General features: G+C 43.8%; 13 protein-coding genes and 1 tRNA gene. All 14 read right to left on the bottom strand.

From position 1 onward, the window contains the following. A partial coding sequence (locus OS173_RS12960) for a GTP-binding protein (protein WP_267184715.1) occupies positions 1-488 on the bottom strand: 488 nt, incomplete at its 3' end. A gap of 19 nt (positions 489-507) precedes the next feature. Further along, positions 508-2,595 carry an elongation factor G gene (fusA, locus tag OS173_RS12955; RefSeq protein WP_267184714.1) on the bottom strand — a complete coding sequence of 696 codons (2,088 nt, stop codon included), beginning with the start codon at positions 2,593-2,595 and terminating at the stop codon, positions 508-510. A gap of 24 nt (positions 2,596-2,619) precedes the next feature. Next, positions 2,620-3,090, bottom strand: coding sequence for a 30S ribosomal protein S7 (gene rpsG / locus OS173_RS12950; RefSeq protein WP_267184713.1), 471 nt, complete (start codon positions 3,088-3,090; stop codon positions 2,620-2,622). Positions 3,091-3,108: 18 nt separating this feature from the next. Then, positions 3,109-3,480: a 30S ribosomal protein S12 gene (rpsL, locus tag OS173_RS12945; RefSeq protein ID WP_267184712.1), complete on the bottom strand. Its 372-nt coding sequence runs from the start codon at positions 3,478-3,480 to the stop codon at positions 3,109-3,111. A 153-nt stretch (positions 3,481-3,633) separates the two neighbouring features. Then, positions 3,634-7,872 carry a DNA-directed RNA polymerase subunit beta' gene (gene rpoC, locus OS173_RS12940; RefSeq protein ID WP_267184711.1) on the bottom strand — a complete coding sequence of 1,413 codons (4,239 nt, stop codon included), beginning with the start codon at positions 7,870-7,872 and terminating at the stop codon, positions 3,634-3,636. Positions 7,873-7,887: 15 nt separating this feature from the next. Continuing rightward, positions 7,888-11,955: a DNA-directed RNA polymerase subunit beta gene (rpoB, locus tag OS173_RS12935; RefSeq protein ID WP_267184710.1), complete on the bottom strand. Its 4,068-nt coding sequence runs from the start codon at positions 11,953-11,955 to the stop codon at positions 7,888-7,890. Between the two features lie 159 nt (positions 11,956-12,114). Then, positions 12,115-12,492 carry a 50S ribosomal protein L7/L12 gene (gene rplL, locus OS173_RS12930; RefSeq protein WP_267184709.1) on the bottom strand — a complete coding sequence of 126 codons (378 nt, stop codon included), beginning with the start codon at positions 12,490-12,492 and terminating at the stop codon, positions 12,115-12,117. 25 nt (positions 12,493-12,517) lie between these two features. Further along, on the bottom strand, positions 12,518-13,042 hold the full coding sequence (gene rplJ / locus OS173_RS12925) for a 50S ribosomal protein L10 (protein ID WP_267184708.1): 525 nt from the start codon (positions 13,040-13,042) through the stop codon (positions 12,518-12,520). 197 nt (positions 13,043-13,239) lie between these two features. Beyond that, positions 13,240-13,932 carry a 50S ribosomal protein L1 gene (gene rplA / locus OS173_RS12920; RefSeq protein ID WP_267184707.1) on the bottom strand — a complete coding sequence of 231 codons (693 nt, stop codon included), beginning with the start codon at positions 13,930-13,932 and terminating at the stop codon, positions 13,240-13,242. Then, positions 13,932-14,366 carry a 50S ribosomal protein L11 gene (rplK, locus tag OS173_RS12915; protein ID WP_267184706.1) on the bottom strand — a complete coding sequence of 145 codons (435 nt, stop codon included), beginning with the start codon at positions 14,364-14,366 and terminating at the stop codon, positions 13,932-13,934. Before rplK ends, rplA begins: the two co-directional genes overlap by 1 nt. Positions 14,367-14,423: 57 nt before the next feature. Beyond that, positions 14,424-14,957, bottom strand: coding sequence for a transcription termination/antitermination protein NusG (gene nusG, locus OS173_RS12910; RefSeq protein ID WP_267184705.1), 534 nt, complete (start codon positions 14,955-14,957; stop codon positions 14,424-14,426). A gap of 17 nt (positions 14,958-14,974) precedes the next feature. Further along, entirely contained in the window at positions 14,975-15,346 is a 372-nt protein-coding gene (secE, locus tag OS173_RS12905; RefSeq protein WP_267184704.1) for a preprotein translocase subunit SecE, read from the bottom strand. A gap of 36 nt (positions 15,347-15,382) precedes the next feature. Beyond that, a tRNA-Trp gene (locus OS173_RS12900) sits at positions 15,383-15,458 on the bottom strand. A gap of 68 nt (positions 15,459-15,526) precedes the next feature. After that, the coding region (locus OS173_RS12895) for an EF-Tu C-terminal domain-related protein (RefSeq protein WP_267184703.1) at positions 15,527-16,033 on the bottom strand (507 nt) is incomplete at its 5' end.

The following is a 16,033-nucleotide window of genomic DNA, read 5'->3' as shown; positions in this document are numbered from 1 at the left end:
AACTCATAGTCATTCAATAACTCACGAACTTCCATCTCAACCAACTCTAACAACTCTTCGTCATCAACTTGGTCACATTTGTTTAAGAACACAACAATATAAGGTACGCCAACCTGACGTGCCAACAGGATATGCTCACGGGTTTGTGGCATTGGACCATCAGCGGCTGATACCACTAAAATGGCACCATCCATTTGCGCCGCACCTGTAATCATGTTTTTAACATAGTCAGCATGGCCCGGACAGTCAACGTGCGCATAGTGACGATTGTCTGTTTCGTATTCTACGTGAGAAGTCGAAATCGTGATACCACGCTCTTTTTCTTCTGGCGCGTTATCAATTTGGTTGTAATCTCTAAAATCACCACCCATCTTTTCAGCAGCAACTTTTGTGATCGCTGCAGTCAAAGTCGTTTTACCATGGTCAACGTGACCGATTGTGCCCACGTTCACATGGGGCTTATTGCGTTCAAATTTTTCTTTTGACATCGTCAATCTCTCAAATTTATTAATATCCTGTTTTTTCTGCCAGTACTTCAGCCGGCGCCTGATCGTAATAATCAAACTCCATCGAATAACTGGCGCGACCTTGTGTCGCTGAGCGCAGAGATGTGGCATAACCAAACATTTCCGCTAAGGGAATGTGACATTTAATCACTTTCCCGGTAGGCGAATCATCGATGCCATCTAAAGCACCGCGACGGCGATTGACATCACCAACCACATCACCCATATATTCTTCCGGTGTGGCTACCTCAACCCGCATAATGGGTTCAAGCAATACCGGACCCGCTGCTTTAGCACCTTGGCGAAATGCCATGGAGCCTGCAACCTTAAAGGCCATTTCATTAGAGTCAACCTCATGAAACGAACCGTCGTAAAGTGTTACTCGGCAATCAACCACCGGATAACCGGCCAATACGCCATTGGCCATTTGTTCTTGTATGCCTTTGTCCACCGGCGCGATGTACTCCTTAGGAATCACACCACCGGTTATTTCGTTAACAAACTCATAACCAAAACCCTGTTCCATGGGTTCAATTTTAATTTTTACATGGCCGTATTGTCCGCGACCGCCGGATTGTTTCACAAACTTACCCTCTTGTTCAACAACTTTTGTCACTGTTTCGCGATAAGCCACTTGTGGATTACCCACATTGGCCGCCACTTTAAATTCTCTTAATAAGCGGTCAACAATAATCTCTAAGTGCAACTCACCCATACCAGAGATAATGGTTTGTCCTGATTCTTCATCAGTCGCCACTTTAAAAGATGGATCTTCAAGGGCCAGTTTACTTAAAGCCGTTGCCATTTTTTCTTGGTCACCGGTGGTTTTTGGCTCCACTGCCACCGCGATAACCGGCTCAGGAAACTCCATACGCTCCAAGGTGATGATTTCGTTCACATCACACAAGGTTTCACCTGTGCCAACATCTTTCATGCCAACAGCAGCAACAATGTCACCGGCTCGCACTTCTTGTACCTCTTCACGGCTATTGGCGTGCATTTGCAACAAACGACCAATACGATCTTTGCGGTCTTTTATCGGGTTATAGACAGTGTCTCCTGACTTCAAAACACCCGAATATACACGAAAGAAAACCAAATTACCCACAAATGGATCTGTGGCTATTTTAAATGCCAAAGCCGCAAAAGGATCTTCGTCAGTTGGATGGCGTTCACCGACTTCACCATCTGGCAAAACCCCGGCAATTGCTGGCACATCTGTGGGCGCCGGCATAATCTCAACAACCTTGTCCAACATGGCTTGAACACCTTTATTCTTAAAGGCCGAGCCACACATACAGCAAACAATTTCGTTATTAATGGTTCCTTTTCGCAATCCAGAGATAATCTCATCGTAGCTTAACTCGCCAGTTTCGAGGTACTTATCCATTAAGCCCTCATTGGCTTCGGCGGCGGCTTCCAATACCAGCTCACGCGCTTCTTCACAAACATCCTGCAATTCCGAAGGGATGTCTTTCAATTCAAAAGTGACACCCATGTCACTGTCATTCCAATAAATGGCCCGCATCCTGATTAAATCAACAACGCCTTCAAAATCTTCCTCAGCGCCAATCGGCCATTGTATCGGCACCGCCCTGGCACCTAATCTGTCCTTAATTTGCTTAACAACACGCTCAAAGTCAGCGCCGGTACGGTCCATCTTGTTAACGAAGGCTAACCGTGGCACATGGTACTTATCGGCTTGTCGCCAAACTGTTTCAGACTGCGGCTCAACACCGCCAACCGCACAAAACACGGCAACCGCACCATCTAAAACCCGTAACGAGCGCTCCACCTCAATGGTGAAATCAACATGTCCAGGTGTATCAATGATATTAATTCGATGTTTATCGAACTGACCATCCATGCCCTGCCAAAAACAAGTGGTTGCAGCAGAGGTAATGGTTATACCACGCTCTTGCTCCTGTTCCATCCAATCCATAACAGCATTGCCGTCATGGGTTTCACCTAATTTATGCGAGATACCGGTGTAAAAAAGAATCCGTTCAGTGGTGGTTGTTTTTCCCGCATCAATGTGGGCCATAATGCCGATATTACGGTACTTTGTAATCGGTGTATCTCGACCCACTTCAATATCCTATTCCTAAAAAGTTTACCAACGATAATGCGCGAAGGCTTTGTTGGCTTCGGCCATTTTATGCACTTCTTCACGGCGTTTCATGGCAGCGCCACGATCCTGTAAAGCATCCAGCATTTCACCGGCCAATTTAGATGGCATATTGGCTTCACCACGTTTACGGGCTGCATCAATCATCCAACGCATAGCCAATGCCATTTGTCGACTTGGCCGCACTTCTACAGGCACTTGATAAGTAGCACCACCAACACGACGAGACTTAACCTCGACCATTGGCTTAACTTTCTCCAAAGCACGCTGCGTCACTTCCACAACATCGCCCTTCTCTTTCGCAGCCACTTGCTCCATGGCACCATAAACAATGCTTTCAGCAACTGCTTTTTTACCACTTTTCATAACCATGTTGATGTATTTACTGATCAACTCACTACCGTGTTTTGGATCAGGCAACACTTCACGTTTATAATTTGTTTTCTTTCTTGACATGTTATATCCACCTACTGATTATTTAGGGCGTTTAGCGCCGTATTTAGACCGACCTTGGCGACGCGCACTCACACCCGCTGTGTCCAAAGCACCACGTACTATGTGGTAACGCACACCGGGTAAGTCCTTCACACGACCACCACGTATCAATACGATAGAGTGTTCTTGCAAATTATGTCCTTCACCGCCAATGTAGCAAGTTACTTCATAGCCATTAGTTAATCTGACACGCGCCACTTTACGTAAAGCCGAGTTTGGTTTTTTCGGCGTTGTGGTATATACACGCGCACAGACACCTCGTTTCTGAGGACAGCCTTCTAACGCGGGCACATTTGTTTTTTCAATGTTGTCTTTTCTTGGTTTACGAACCAATTGATTTACTGTTGCCATATGCAAAATTTACCTTATAGAAAATAAACGACAGGCCGATTAAAAACCAGCCTGTCGATTCAAAGAACGGGGATTTTAGTTATTTACCCCTCAATAGTCAAGAACAGAATCTATTTTTTCAAAGGACTCTGCTCATCACTGAATAATGAACAATTAATCGTTACCTGATTGCTCAGATTGTTCGTCCGCAGCCTTTCGCAATTCATCTAACAAAGCAGCTTCAGTCTCATTTTTAACATCTGCTTCTGCTTCATCAACCATGGCTTGCAATTCTGACTGCAATTCAGCTTCTTTGGTTTGTGTTTGTTTTAGGTGATAACCCAAACCGGTACCGGCAGGAATCAATCGACCCACAATCACGTTTTCTTTCAAACCGCGCAAAGTATCTCGAGTGCCTTTCACAGAGGCTTCTGTTAACACCCGCGTGGTTTCCTGGAAAGAAGCCGCAGAAATAAACGATTCAGTGGCCAATGATGCCTTGGTAATCCCCAATAACAACATCTCAAATTCAGCCGGAATACCATCATTTTTCAATATTTCGCGGTTGGTGGCCATAACTTCCTTATAAGAAAGCTGGGTGGTTTGCAGATAATCTGTATCACCTGGCTCAACAATCTCAACTTTGCGCAACATTTGACGAATGATACATTCAATGTGCTTATCGTTAATTTTCACACCTTGCAGGCGATAAACATCTTGAATCTCGTTGACCAAATAAGCCGCTAAGGCAGCAACACCTTGTAATCTCAAAATGTCATGCGGATTAGGTTCACCTTCAACGACAATGTCACCTTTTTCAACATGCTCACCTTCAAACACAATGATTTGACGCCACTTAGGAATCAATGTTTCGTTTTTCTCACCATTGGCTTGACTAATGACCAGTCGGTTTTTACCCTTGGTGTCTTTACCAAAACTGACCACACCACTGGCTTCTGCCTGAATCGCAGGATCTTTTGGTTTACGCGCTTCAAACAAGTCAGCAACCCGTGGCAAACCACCGGTAATATCACGGGTTTTCGATGACGCTTGCGGGATTCTCGCCAAGAAATCACCCACTGACACTTCTTGTCCATTACGGATATTAATAACCGCACCGGGTGGCAATAAATATTGCGCCGGTACATCGGTGCCGGGAATAATAACCGGTTTACCTTTTTTATCTTCAATACGAACCATCGGGCGAAGGTCTTTACCTGCTTGTCCGCGCTGTTTTGGATCGGTGATAATAAAGCTGGTTAGACCGGTCAACTCATCAAGTTTTTCCTCAACGGTAATGCCTTCTTTAAAATCACTGAGCACCACTTGACCAGCCACTTCCGAAACAATCGGATGTGTATGCGGATCCCAGTTAATAATGATATCACCGGCTTTTACCTTGGCTTTATCTTTAACGTGAATTACCGCACCGTAAGGTACTTTATAACGCTCTTTCTCTTTACCGGATTTATCTATAACTGAAATTTCACCGGATCGAGAAATGGCCACCAGTTTTTTCTCTGCATTGGTCACATATTTAATGTTATGCATGCGAATGGTACCTGATGAATTAACTTCCACGCTGTCAGATGCCGTTGCTTTTGTTGCTGCACCACCAATGTGGAAGGTACGCATCGTCAACTGAGTACCCGGCTCACCAATACTTTGTGCCGCCATAACACCCACAGCCTCACCGTTATTAACACGGTGACCGCGAGACAAATCACGACCATAACATTGCGCACAGATACCAAATCCGGTTTCACAGGTAATCGGTGAACGAACCTTGATTTTATCCAGACCTTCTTCTTCAATCAGGTCAACCAGCTCTTCACCTATCATGGTGCCGGCTTCAATCACCACTTTATCTTTGTGGTTAAGAACATCTTCGGCCACCACACGACCTAACACACGTTCTGCTAAGGTTTCAATGACCTCACCGCCATCAACAATAGGCGATAAATCAAAACCTTGTAATGTGCCACAATCCACTTCAGTGATAACCACGTCTTGGGCGACATCAACCAGTCGTCTGGTTAAGTAACCTGAGTTTGCAGTTTTCAGTGCGGTATCCGCCAAACCTTTACGCGCACCATGGGTTGAGGAGAAGTACTGCATCACATCCAAGCCCTCACGAAAGTTGGCTTTAATGGGCGATTCAATAATCGAACCATCGGGTTTTGCCATCAATCCACGCATACCGGACAACTGTCGCATTTGCGCCTGAGAACCACGGGCGCCGGAGTCAGCCATGATAAAGACCGAGTTCATGGAGTCTTGCTCCACAACCTTGCCGTCTTTGGTTTTGACTTCTTCTTTACCAATGACTTCCATCATTGCAGCCGCCACTTCTTCATTGGCTTTAGACCAAATATCAACAACTTTGTTGTAACGCTCACCTGCAGTGACAAGACCTGAAGTGTATTGCTCTTGAATTTTTAATACTTCCTTATCAGCCGCTTCCAGAATACCTTTTTTAGCGTCAGGAATAATCAAATCGGTGACACCAATTGAAATCCCGGCAATGGTTGAGTATCTGAATCCGGTGTACATTAACTGGTCAGCAAATATGACCGTGGCCTTGGTGCCTAACTGACGGTAACAGGCGTTTAATAAAGCAGAAATGGCTTTTTTATTAAGCGTTTGGTTAATATAAGAAAAGCTCAAACCCTTAGGCAGAATATCAGCCAAAATAGCACGCCCAACAGTGGTTTCAATTAAACCTATACTTTCAACACCTTCATCATTGGTGGTGTTTAAACGCACCTTAATATTGGCTTGTAATGAAACATGCCCGTTTTGGTAAGCCCGATTAACTTCTCCCATATCAGAGAATATCATGTCCTCACCGCGCTGATTGACCAGCGAGCGTGTCATATAATATAAGCCCAATACCACATCTTGTGATGGCACAATAATCGGCTCACCGGAAGCCGGCGATAATATATTATTGGTGGACATCATCAAAACACGCGCTTCTAACTGCGCCTCAATTGATAATGGCACATGAACCGCCATCTGGTCACCGTCGAAGTCAGCATTAAACGCGGTACAAACCAGCGGATGTAACTGAATGGCTTTACCTTCAATCAGAACAGGTTCAAATGCTTGAATACCTAATCTATGTAATGTTGGTGCCCGGTTCAAAAGAATCGGATGCTCACGAATAACAAAATCCAATATATCCCATACTTCAGGGGCTTCAGCTTCAATGGCACGTTTAGCGGCTTTAATGGTTGACACAAAACCGTCTTTCAATAATCGGCCTAAAATGAACGGCTTGAATAGCTCAAGGGCCATTTTCTTAGGCAGACCACACTGGTGCAATCGTAAAGTTGGACCAACCACAATCACGGAACGACCCGAATAGTCGACACGTTTACCCAGAAGGTTCTGACGGAAACGACCTTGTTTCCCTTTAATCATATCAGCCAGAGATTTTAATGGACGACGGTTACTACCGGTAACGGCACGACCACGTCGACCATTATCCAACAGCGCATCCACAGATTCTTGTAACATACGCTTTTCATTACGGACAATAATATCCGGCGCATGTAATTCCAATAATCGTTTCAAACGATTATTACGGTTAATCACACGTCGATACAAATCATTCAAATCAGATGTCGCAAACCGACCACCGTCTAAAGGCACCAAAGGCCGTAAATCTGGCGGTAAAATTGGCAACACAGTTAGAATCATGTGCTCAGGCTTATTGCCGGACTTATTAAACGCATCATATAAGCCAATTCGCTTCGATAACCGCTTAATCTTTGTGGCAGACTTTGTGGAATTAATGTCTTCATGAAGTTTGATTAATTCTGCATTGATATCAATTTCTGACAACAATTCATAAACCGCTTCAGCACCCATTAAGGCTTTAAATTCATCACCGTAATTTTCAATGGCTTCGCCATATTGCTCGTCTGTTAACAGTTGACCTTTTTCAAGCTCGGTCATGCCCGGATCTGTCACCACAAAAGACTCGAAGTATAAAATACGTTCGATTTCTCGTAATGTCATATCCAACATTAATCCGATTCGGGATGGTAATGATTTCAAAAACCAAATGTGTGCAACCGGACTGGCCAACTCAATATGACCCATGCGCTCACGTCGAACTTTGGCCAAGGTGACCTCGGTACCACATTTCTCACAGACCACACCACGGTGTTTCATGCGCTTATATTTACCGCATTGGCATTCGTAATCCTTTACCGGACCAAACACAGCCGAACAGAATAATCCGTCCCGTTCTGGTTTAAAGGTTCGGTAGTTAATGGTTTCAGGTTTTTTGACCTCACCATAAGACCACGACCGAATCAGTTCCGGTGGCGCCAGAGAAACTTTAATGGCATTAAAGTCCTGTATTTCTTTTTTTGGATTAAATAATTTAATTAAATCTTTCATCAGTTTCTCCTGGCTTTATTCGTTTTCCAATTCCATATTTAGACCAAGGGCTCTGACTTCCTTGACCAATACGTTAAAGGATTCAGGCACACCTGAAACATTTTTGTGGTTACCATCAACGATGTTTTTGTATGTCTGATTACGACCTTGAACATCGTCAGATTTAACCGTTAACATCTCTTGTAAGGTATACGCTGCACCATAGGCTTCTAAAGCCCATACTTCCATCTCACCAAATCGCTGACCACCAAATTGGGCTTTACCACCCAAAGGTTGCTGAGTGACCAGTGAGTAAGGACCTGTGGATCGGGCATGCATTTTGTCATCAATTAAGTGATTTAATTTCAGCATATACATATAACCAACCGTCACCGGTCGATCAAACTGTTTACCGGTTCGACCATCAAACAAGATGGTTTGGCCGTCTTCCGGCAAACCTGCAATTTTTAACAATTTACGAATGTGTTCTTCTTTGGCGCCATCAAAAACCGGTGTTGCCATGGGCACACCTTCTTTCAGGTTGTGGGCTAATTCCAGCATCTCTTCTTTGTTAAAACCACTGAAACTTACTTTGCCTTCTTCATCCACATTGTAAATCTCGGTTAAGAAGTCTTTGAGCTTAGCCATGGTGGCATTTTCTTCCAGCATTTGCGTGATTTGATACCCTAAACCACGTGCCGCCAGCCCTAAATGCACCTCCAAAATCTGCCCAATATTCATCCGCGAAGGAACGCCCAATGGATTTAAACAAATATCCACCGGCCGGCCATCTGCATCAAACGGCATATCTTCTTCAGGCACAATCATTGAAATCACACCTTTGTTACCGTGACGACCGGCCATTTTGTCACCGGGTTGAATGCGACGTTTAACGGCAAGATAAACCTTAACCATTTTCAAAACACCCGGGGCTAAATCATCGCCACGAACAATTTTGGATTTTTTCTCATCAAAGCGTTTATCAAAGATTTTTCGCTGTTCTTTAATTTGGTCCGCAAAGCGATCCATTTGTTCAGCCAAGTGATTATCTTTGGGCTTGATATCAAACCATTGATCCAGCTGCAATTCATCAAAATACGCTTCATCAAGAACCGCACCTTTTTTAACACCTGGCGCTTTAACCACTTCTGCACCAACCAACATCTCTCTAATACGTTGGTGAATCACCGTGCGCATAATACGGAATTGATCATCCATATCTTTGCGCACCTTCTCGATTTCTTCTTGCTCAATGCGTTCTGCACGGGAGCCTTTTTCAATGCCTTCTCGGGTATAAACCTGAACATCAATAACGGTACCGTTCATGCCGGATTTAACACGCAAGGACGAATCCTTCACATCCAAGGCTTTTTCACCAAAAATCGCACGCAATAGTTTTTCTTCAGGCGTTAGCTGGGTTTCGCCTTTAGGCGTTACTTTACCCACCAATATGTCACCGGCATTAACTTCTGCACCAACGTACACAATACCCGAATCATCCAGTTTGGTCAGGGCATGTTCACTGATGTTTGGAATATCAGAGGTAATCTCTTCAGGACCCAGTTTTGTGTCACGGGCAATACAAGTGAGCTCTTCAATATGAATGGTGGTCAGGCGGTCTTGTTTAACAACCCGCTCAGAAATCAGAATGGAATCTTCGAAGTTATAGCCATTCCAAGGCATAAAGGCCACTTTCATGTTTTGACCCAGTGCCAATTCACCCAAATCGGTGGACGGGCCATCAGCCAAGGTATCACCGGCATCAATGACATCACCGACTTTAACAATCGGACGCTGGTTAACGCAGGTGTTTTGATTTGAGCGCATATATTTAATCAGATTATAAATATCAACACCCGGATCTTTGTCTTCAGTCTCTTCCGCATCAACACGCACCACAATACGAGAAGCGTCAGCCATTTCGACCACACCACCACGCTTAGCAATCACAGTTACTCCGGAATCACGAGACACCGTACGTTCCATGCCGGTACCTACCAAGGGTTTTTGAGCCCGTAAAGTCGGTACGGCTTGGCGTTGCATGTTAGAACCCATCAATGCACGGTTGGCATCATCATGTTCCAAGAATGGAATCAAGGCCGCTGCCACAGAAACAATTTGTTTCTCTGAGACGTCCATGTAGTTAATTTCTTCAGCCTGTTTCAACACCACTTCGCCTTTATGACGACACAAAACAAACTCGTCAGCAAATGAACCGTCTTTGTTCAGTTTTGCACTGTTTTGGGCAATTGGATTATCAGAATCCTGGATGGCTGATAAATAGACAATTTCATCAGTCACTTTACCATTTTTAACCTTACGGTAAGGGGTTTCCAAAAATCCGTAATCATTGGTTCTGGCATACACAGCCAAAGAGTTAATCAAACCAATGTTTGGACCCTCAGGCGTTTCAATGGGACACAACCGTCCATAATGAGTTGGATGAACATCACGCACCTCAAAACCGGCACGCTCGCGGGTCAAACCACCTGGGCCTAAGGCAGACACACGTCGTTTATGGGTAATCTCAGACAACGGATTATTCTGATCCATGAATTGAGATAATTGGTTAGAACCGAAAAACTCTTTAATGGAAGCAGATATGGGCTTGGCATTGATTAAATCTTGTGGTGTTAAACCTTCAGACTCGGCCACCGTCAATCGCTCCTTAACAGCACGTTGCACCCGCACCAAACCGATGCGGAAAACATTTTCAGCCATCTCACCAACAGAACGCACACGACGGTTACCCAAATGGTCAATGTCATCCACATGACCTTTACCATTGCGAATATTAACCAATTCTCGCATTACGTCAACGATGTCTTCACTGCTCAAGGTACCTTCACCTTCAGCCTCTTCTCGACCTAAACGCATATTGAATTTCATGCGACCAACAGCCGACAAATCATAGCGCTCAGGTGTAAAGAATAAACCTTCGAACAGCGAACGAGCGGCTTCTTCCGTAGGCGGCTCACCGGGTCGCATCATGCGATAAATCTCGATTAAAGCCTCTTCAGGGGTGGTGGTCGGATCGATGTTCAGTGTATTAGACATATAAGGGCCACGATCCAAATCATTGATTAATAAAATATCAATGGTTTTAACACCGGCATCTCTTAATTTCTCTAATACATCTTCAGTAATTTCTGTATTGGCTGGATATAAAATTTCACCGGTTTCCTTATCGATGATGTTTTTCGCAAGTATTTTTTCAACCAGGTAAGAATCTTCCAGGGTTAACGAGGTTAAGCCTGAATTTTTTAACTTTCGCTCATGTCGAGCGGTAATGCGTCGGCCGGCTTCAACAATCACGTCTTTACCGTCCTTAATATCAAACGCGAAGGTATCGCCTTTAATATACTCAGGCACCAGTTTCATTTTGGCATTGGTTTTATTGAGCGTGATGGGAATAATCTCAAAAAACTGCTGTAGAATTTGTTCACTGTTAAAGCCCAATGCGCGCAAAAGAATGGAAGCCGGTAATTTACGGCGACGATCAATACGAACAAAAACGCTGTCTTTGGCATCAAACTCCATATCCAACCAAGAACCGCGATAAGGAATCACACGTGCTGAGTATAAAATCTTACCCGAGGAATGGGTTTTGCCTTTATCGTGATCAAAGAACACACCTGGCGAGCGATGCAATTGGTTAACGATCACCCGTTCCGTACCATTGATTACAAAGGTACCGGTGTCTGTCATTAACGGCAAATCACCCAAATAGACACTTTGCTCTTCAACGTATTTAACTTTTTTCTTTTTCTTAGTGCTTTTATCCTTGTCGTAAATCACCAATTGGATGACCGCACGAATAGAAGCTGCATAAGTCATGCCGCGTAATTTACACTCCAGCACGTCAAATTCAGGGTCTTCAACAGCGACACTAACATATTCTAATTTGGCAAATCCTGAATAGCTTTCAATCGGAAAAATTGAATTCAAGGCGTCATTTAATCCATTAAGACCTCGATCATTCTCACCCAAAAAGCCATTGTATGATTTGATTTGTGTATCCAGTAAGTAAGGGACATCTAACACTGCAGACGTACTACTGAAATCCTTTCTGATTCTTTTTTTCTCAGTAAATGTATAACCCATCGCTTTAATCACCTTCACCATGCGAAACAGCCAAAAGCCGTCTCAATTTAAACTCTATGACACTTGCTCAATTAACCTAAAAAAAACAGGTATTTTCCAAGCGACTAAAGGCCGGCATCATATGCCAGCCTTTAGATTTCTTTTAATTACGTCGCGTAATTATTTCAACTCAACAGAAGCACCCGCCTCTTCAAGCTGTTTCTTAACATCTTCGGCTTCGGCTTTGTCAACACCTTCTTTAACAGGTGCCGGTGCGCTTTCAACCAATTCTTTAGCTTCTTTTAAGCCTAAGCCGGTGATACCGCGAACGGCTTTAATAACACCAACTTTCTTGTCACCAAAGCTACTTAAGATTACATCAAATTCAGTTTGTTCAGCGGCAGCTTCAGCTTCACCACCGGCAGCAGCCGGAGCAGCAGCAACAGCAGCAGCGGCTGATACATTGAATTTTTCTTCCATTGCTTCGATTAACTCAACAACTTCCATAACGGACATTGCTGAAATTGTTTCTAAGATATCATCTTTTGATACGGCCATTTTAATTCTCCAAAATCTAATTTAGTTAAGCAGCTTTTTGATCTTTGATTGCTGCAATTGTACGTGTCAGTTTCGCATGTGGTTCTTTCAGCGTACGAGCAAATTTCTCGATTGGTGCTTTCATTACGCCCATCAACATAGCTATTGCTTGGTCTTTGGTTGGTAATGATGCCAATCGTGATAATTCACTGGCTGCCAAAAGCTTGCCACCAACGGCTAAAAATTTAACTTCAAGTTTGTCATTTTCTTTGGCGTGGTCTTTGATTAAACGCGCTGCACAACCAGGATCTTCCTGGCTAAAGGCGTACAACAAAGGACCCACTAAGGCGTCAGAAATACATTCATATTCAGTATTTTTAACAGCCCGTTTTACCAAAGTATTTTTAACAACTTTTAAGTAAACACCCGTCTTTCTGGCATCGGCACGCATCGCCGTCATCAGATCAACTGATGAACCACGATATTCCGCTGCCACTAAAGAGTGAGCGATTTCAGCCACTTTAGCAATTTCACTGACTACAGCTTTTTTCTGCTCTAATGTGAGCGCCATGATAACCTCCAGAGGCTCATGCAGCTGATGCTGCAGTACTTAAATTCACCTTCAAAAACAAAGGTGAAACCATTTTGGTGACTCACAATATTCTGTGCGAGGACACCATCTGCGTAGGACATTAAGATTTAAAAAACCAATCACCTACGGTCTTTGATGACTGCCGCACAATTGAGCGCGACAACCCTCAAATTCTTTTATAGATTCAATGAATTTGAATCCACTTGCAAACCGGCGCCCATGGTTGATGAAACGCTGATTTTACGAATAAATCGGCCTTTAGATTGCGGTGGTTTCTTTTTAGACAAATCACTCAATAAGGCTTTAATATTTTCAATCAAGTCAGCATTGCTAAAAGAAGCCTTACCCACGACCGTGTGAATAATGCCTGCCTTATCAATGCGGTACATGGCTTGACCTGCTTTGTTATTTTTAACAGCTGTCGCCACATCAGGCGTTACAGTACCAACTTTAGGGTTAGGCATTAAACCTTTAGGACCTAAGATGGTACCTAATTGACCAACGATACGCATCGCATCCGGAGAAGCAATAACCACGTCAAAATCATAATTTCCTTTTTTAACTTCTTCAGCCAGGTCTTCAAAACCCACCACATCAGCACCGGCAGCTTTCGCTTCCTCGGCTTTTTCGCCTTGTGCAAACACAGCCACTTTAACCGTTTTACCTGTTCCATTTGGCATAACGGTGGCACCACGAACAGCTTGGTCAGATTTCTTCGGATCAATACCTAACTGTATGGCAATATCAATGGACTCGTCAAAATTCTTAGAAGAGTGTTCCTGAAGAAATGCCAAGGCTTCTTCTATGTCGTACTTTTTGACCGGATCAGCTAATTTTTTAATGTTACGAATTCGTTTACCTTGTGACATTATTTCACTCCCTCAGTATCAATACCCATACTACGTGCTGTACCGGCAATGGTACGAACCGCCGCATCCATATTAGCAGCTGTCAAATCAGGCTCTTTCATTTTCGCAATTTCTTCCAACTGCGCACGGTTGATTTTCGCTACTTTATTCTTGTTCGGCTCACCACTACCTTTAGGCACACCGGCAGATTTACGTAACAACACAGCAGCTGGTGGCGTTTTAGTAATAAAAGTAAAGCTGCGGTCATTGTAAACAGTAATCACAACAGGCACCGGCAAACCTTGCTCAACATCACCTGTTTTAGCGTTAAATGCCTTACAGAACTCCATAATATTGACACCATGCTGACCTAATGCAGGACCAACGGGTGGACTTGGATTGGCCTGACCTGCAGGCACTTGTAATTTAATGTACGATTGTACTTTCTTTGCCATAATTCTCTCCGGGTGCAAACGCTTGTAATAAGCTCCCCATTAATTCATTAAAAAAACTTACATCTTCTCAACTTGGCTGAACTCAAGTTCAACTGGTGTTGAGCGACCAAAAATAGAGACTGCTACACGCAGACGACTTTTTTCATAATTGACTTCTTCCACTTCACCATCAAAATCAGCAAATGGACCATCAATGACCCGCACCACTTCACCTGCATCGTACATGGTTTTTGGTTGCGGTTTATTTTCACCTTCTTGAATACGTTGTAAAATGGCGTTGGCTTCACGTTCAGTAATGGGCGCAGGATTTTCAGCGGTACCACCGATAAAACCCAGCACCTTTGGTACACTTTTAACCAAATGCCACGTTTCATCATTCATTTCCATTTGCACCAAAACGTAACCGGGGAAAAATTTTCGTTCCGATTTCCTTTTTTGGCCTTTTTTCATCTCCACAACGGTTTCTTTCGGCACCAAAACTTCGCCGAAACTGTCCTGCATTTCAAAACGATCAATACGTTCCTGCAGTGACCGGCATACTTGTTGCTCATAACCGGAATAGGCGTGAACCACATACCATTTGTGTGACATGAAAAACTCCTGAGCGATTATCTTCCGAAGAAGTAATCGACTAAATTACTAAAAATTGTATCCAGCATGAATAAAAAGAAACTGATTACAATCACCATGACAATCACGATGATGGTTGACTGAATGGTTTCATTTTTTGTAGGCCAAACAATCTTTTGACGCTCAATATTCGCATTACGAACAAAGCGAGCGAATTCCTTGCCTTTTGGAGTTGTATAGCCCAAAAACCCACCGACTAACACACCCGCGACAACCATAAGGACACGGATAATTGTTGGATAGGTATCTACAAAATACAAATTAGCTGCGACACCGGCTATCATTACGCCAATGGCCAGCCACCATCTCAGTTTTTCACCGGCATTTTGCGATGACTCAACATTACTCATATTACAATTACATCCAATCTTGCCATCAAATAATGATGGCAGGCCAGGAGGGAATCGAACCCCCAACCTGCGGTTTTGGAGACCGCTGCTCTGCCAATTGAGCTACTGGCCTGTATTCTCATAAAGACACCAAAAGCCAACACCAAAGGTGTCGGCTTTTGCGTATTTTAATTGTGGCAATTATTCAATAATTTTAGCCACAACACCCGCACCTACGGTACGGCCACCTTCACGAATGGCGAAGCGTAAACCTTCATCCATCGCAATCGGCGCAATCAACTCTACAACCATCTTAACGTTATCACCAGGCATAACCATTTCTACGCCTTCTGGTAATTCACAAGCACCGGTCACATCCGTGGTACGGAAGTAAAACTGTGGACGGTAGCCTTTAAAGAATGGTGTATGACGACCACCTTCGTCTTTGCTCAAAACATAGACTTCAGCTTCAAATTTAGTATGCGGGGTAATGCTGCCTGGTTTTGCCAATACTTGACCACGTTCAACATCATCACGCTTAGTACCACGTAACAAGATACCTACGTTATCACCGGCTTCACCGGAATCCAACAATTTACGGAACATCTCAACACCGGTACAAATGGTCTTGGTGGTATCACGGATACCAACAATTTCAATCTCTTCACCAACATTAACAACACCGGTTTCAATACGGCCAGTAACAAC

Origin of the sequence: Marinicella gelatinilytica (assembly GCF_026410405.1) — a bacterium.
In the GTDB taxonomy this organism is placed as follows: Bacteria; Pseudomonadota; Gammaproteobacteria; order Xanthomonadales; family Marinicellaceae; genus Marinicella; species Marinicella gelatinilytica.
Note: the sequence above shows the minus strand (reverse complement) of the source record. Positions and strands in the feature narration are given on the sequence as shown.

What these genes read in the sequence shown, in the direction of transcription:
- rpsG (WP_267184713.1), bottom strand. Translation starts at nt 3,090, where the DNA reads ATGTCAAGAAAGAAAACAAATTATAAACGTGAAGTGTTGCCTGATCCA.
- rpsL (WP_267184712.1), bottom strand. Translation starts at nt 3,480, where the DNA reads ATGGCAACAGTAAATCAATTGGTTCGTAAACCAAGAAAAGACAACATT.
- rpoC (WP_267184711.1), bottom strand. Translation starts at nt 7,872, where the DNA reads ATGAAAGATTTAATTAAATTATTTAATCCAAAAAAAGAAATACAGGAC.
- rpoB (WP_267184710.1), bottom strand. Translation starts at nt 11,955, where the DNA reads ATGGGTTATACATTTACTGAGAAAAAAAGAATCAGAAAGGATTTCAGT.
- rplL (WP_267184709.1), bottom strand. Translation starts at nt 12,492, where the DNA reads ATGGCCGTATCAAAAGATGATATCTTAGAAACAATTTCAGCAATGTCC.
- rplJ (WP_267184708.1), bottom strand. Translation starts at nt 13,042, where the DNA reads ATGGCGCTCACATTAGAGCAGAAAAAAGCTGTAGTCAGTGAAATTGCT.
- rplA (WP_267184707.1), bottom strand. Translation starts at nt 13,932, where the DNA reads ATGTCACAAGGTAAACGAATTCGTAACATTAAAAAATTAGCTGATCCG.
- rplK (WP_267184706.1), bottom strand. Translation starts at nt 14,366, where the DNA reads ATGGCAAAGAAAGTACAATCGTACATTAAATTACAAGTGCCTGCAGGT.
- nusG (WP_267184705.1), bottom strand. Translation starts at nt 14,957, where the DNA reads ATGTCACACAAATGGTATGTGGTTCACGCCTATTCCGGTTATGAGCAA.
- secE (WP_267184704.1), bottom strand. Translation starts at nt 15,346, where the DNA reads ATGAGTAATGTTGAGTCATCGCAAAATGCCGGTGAAAAACTGAGATGG.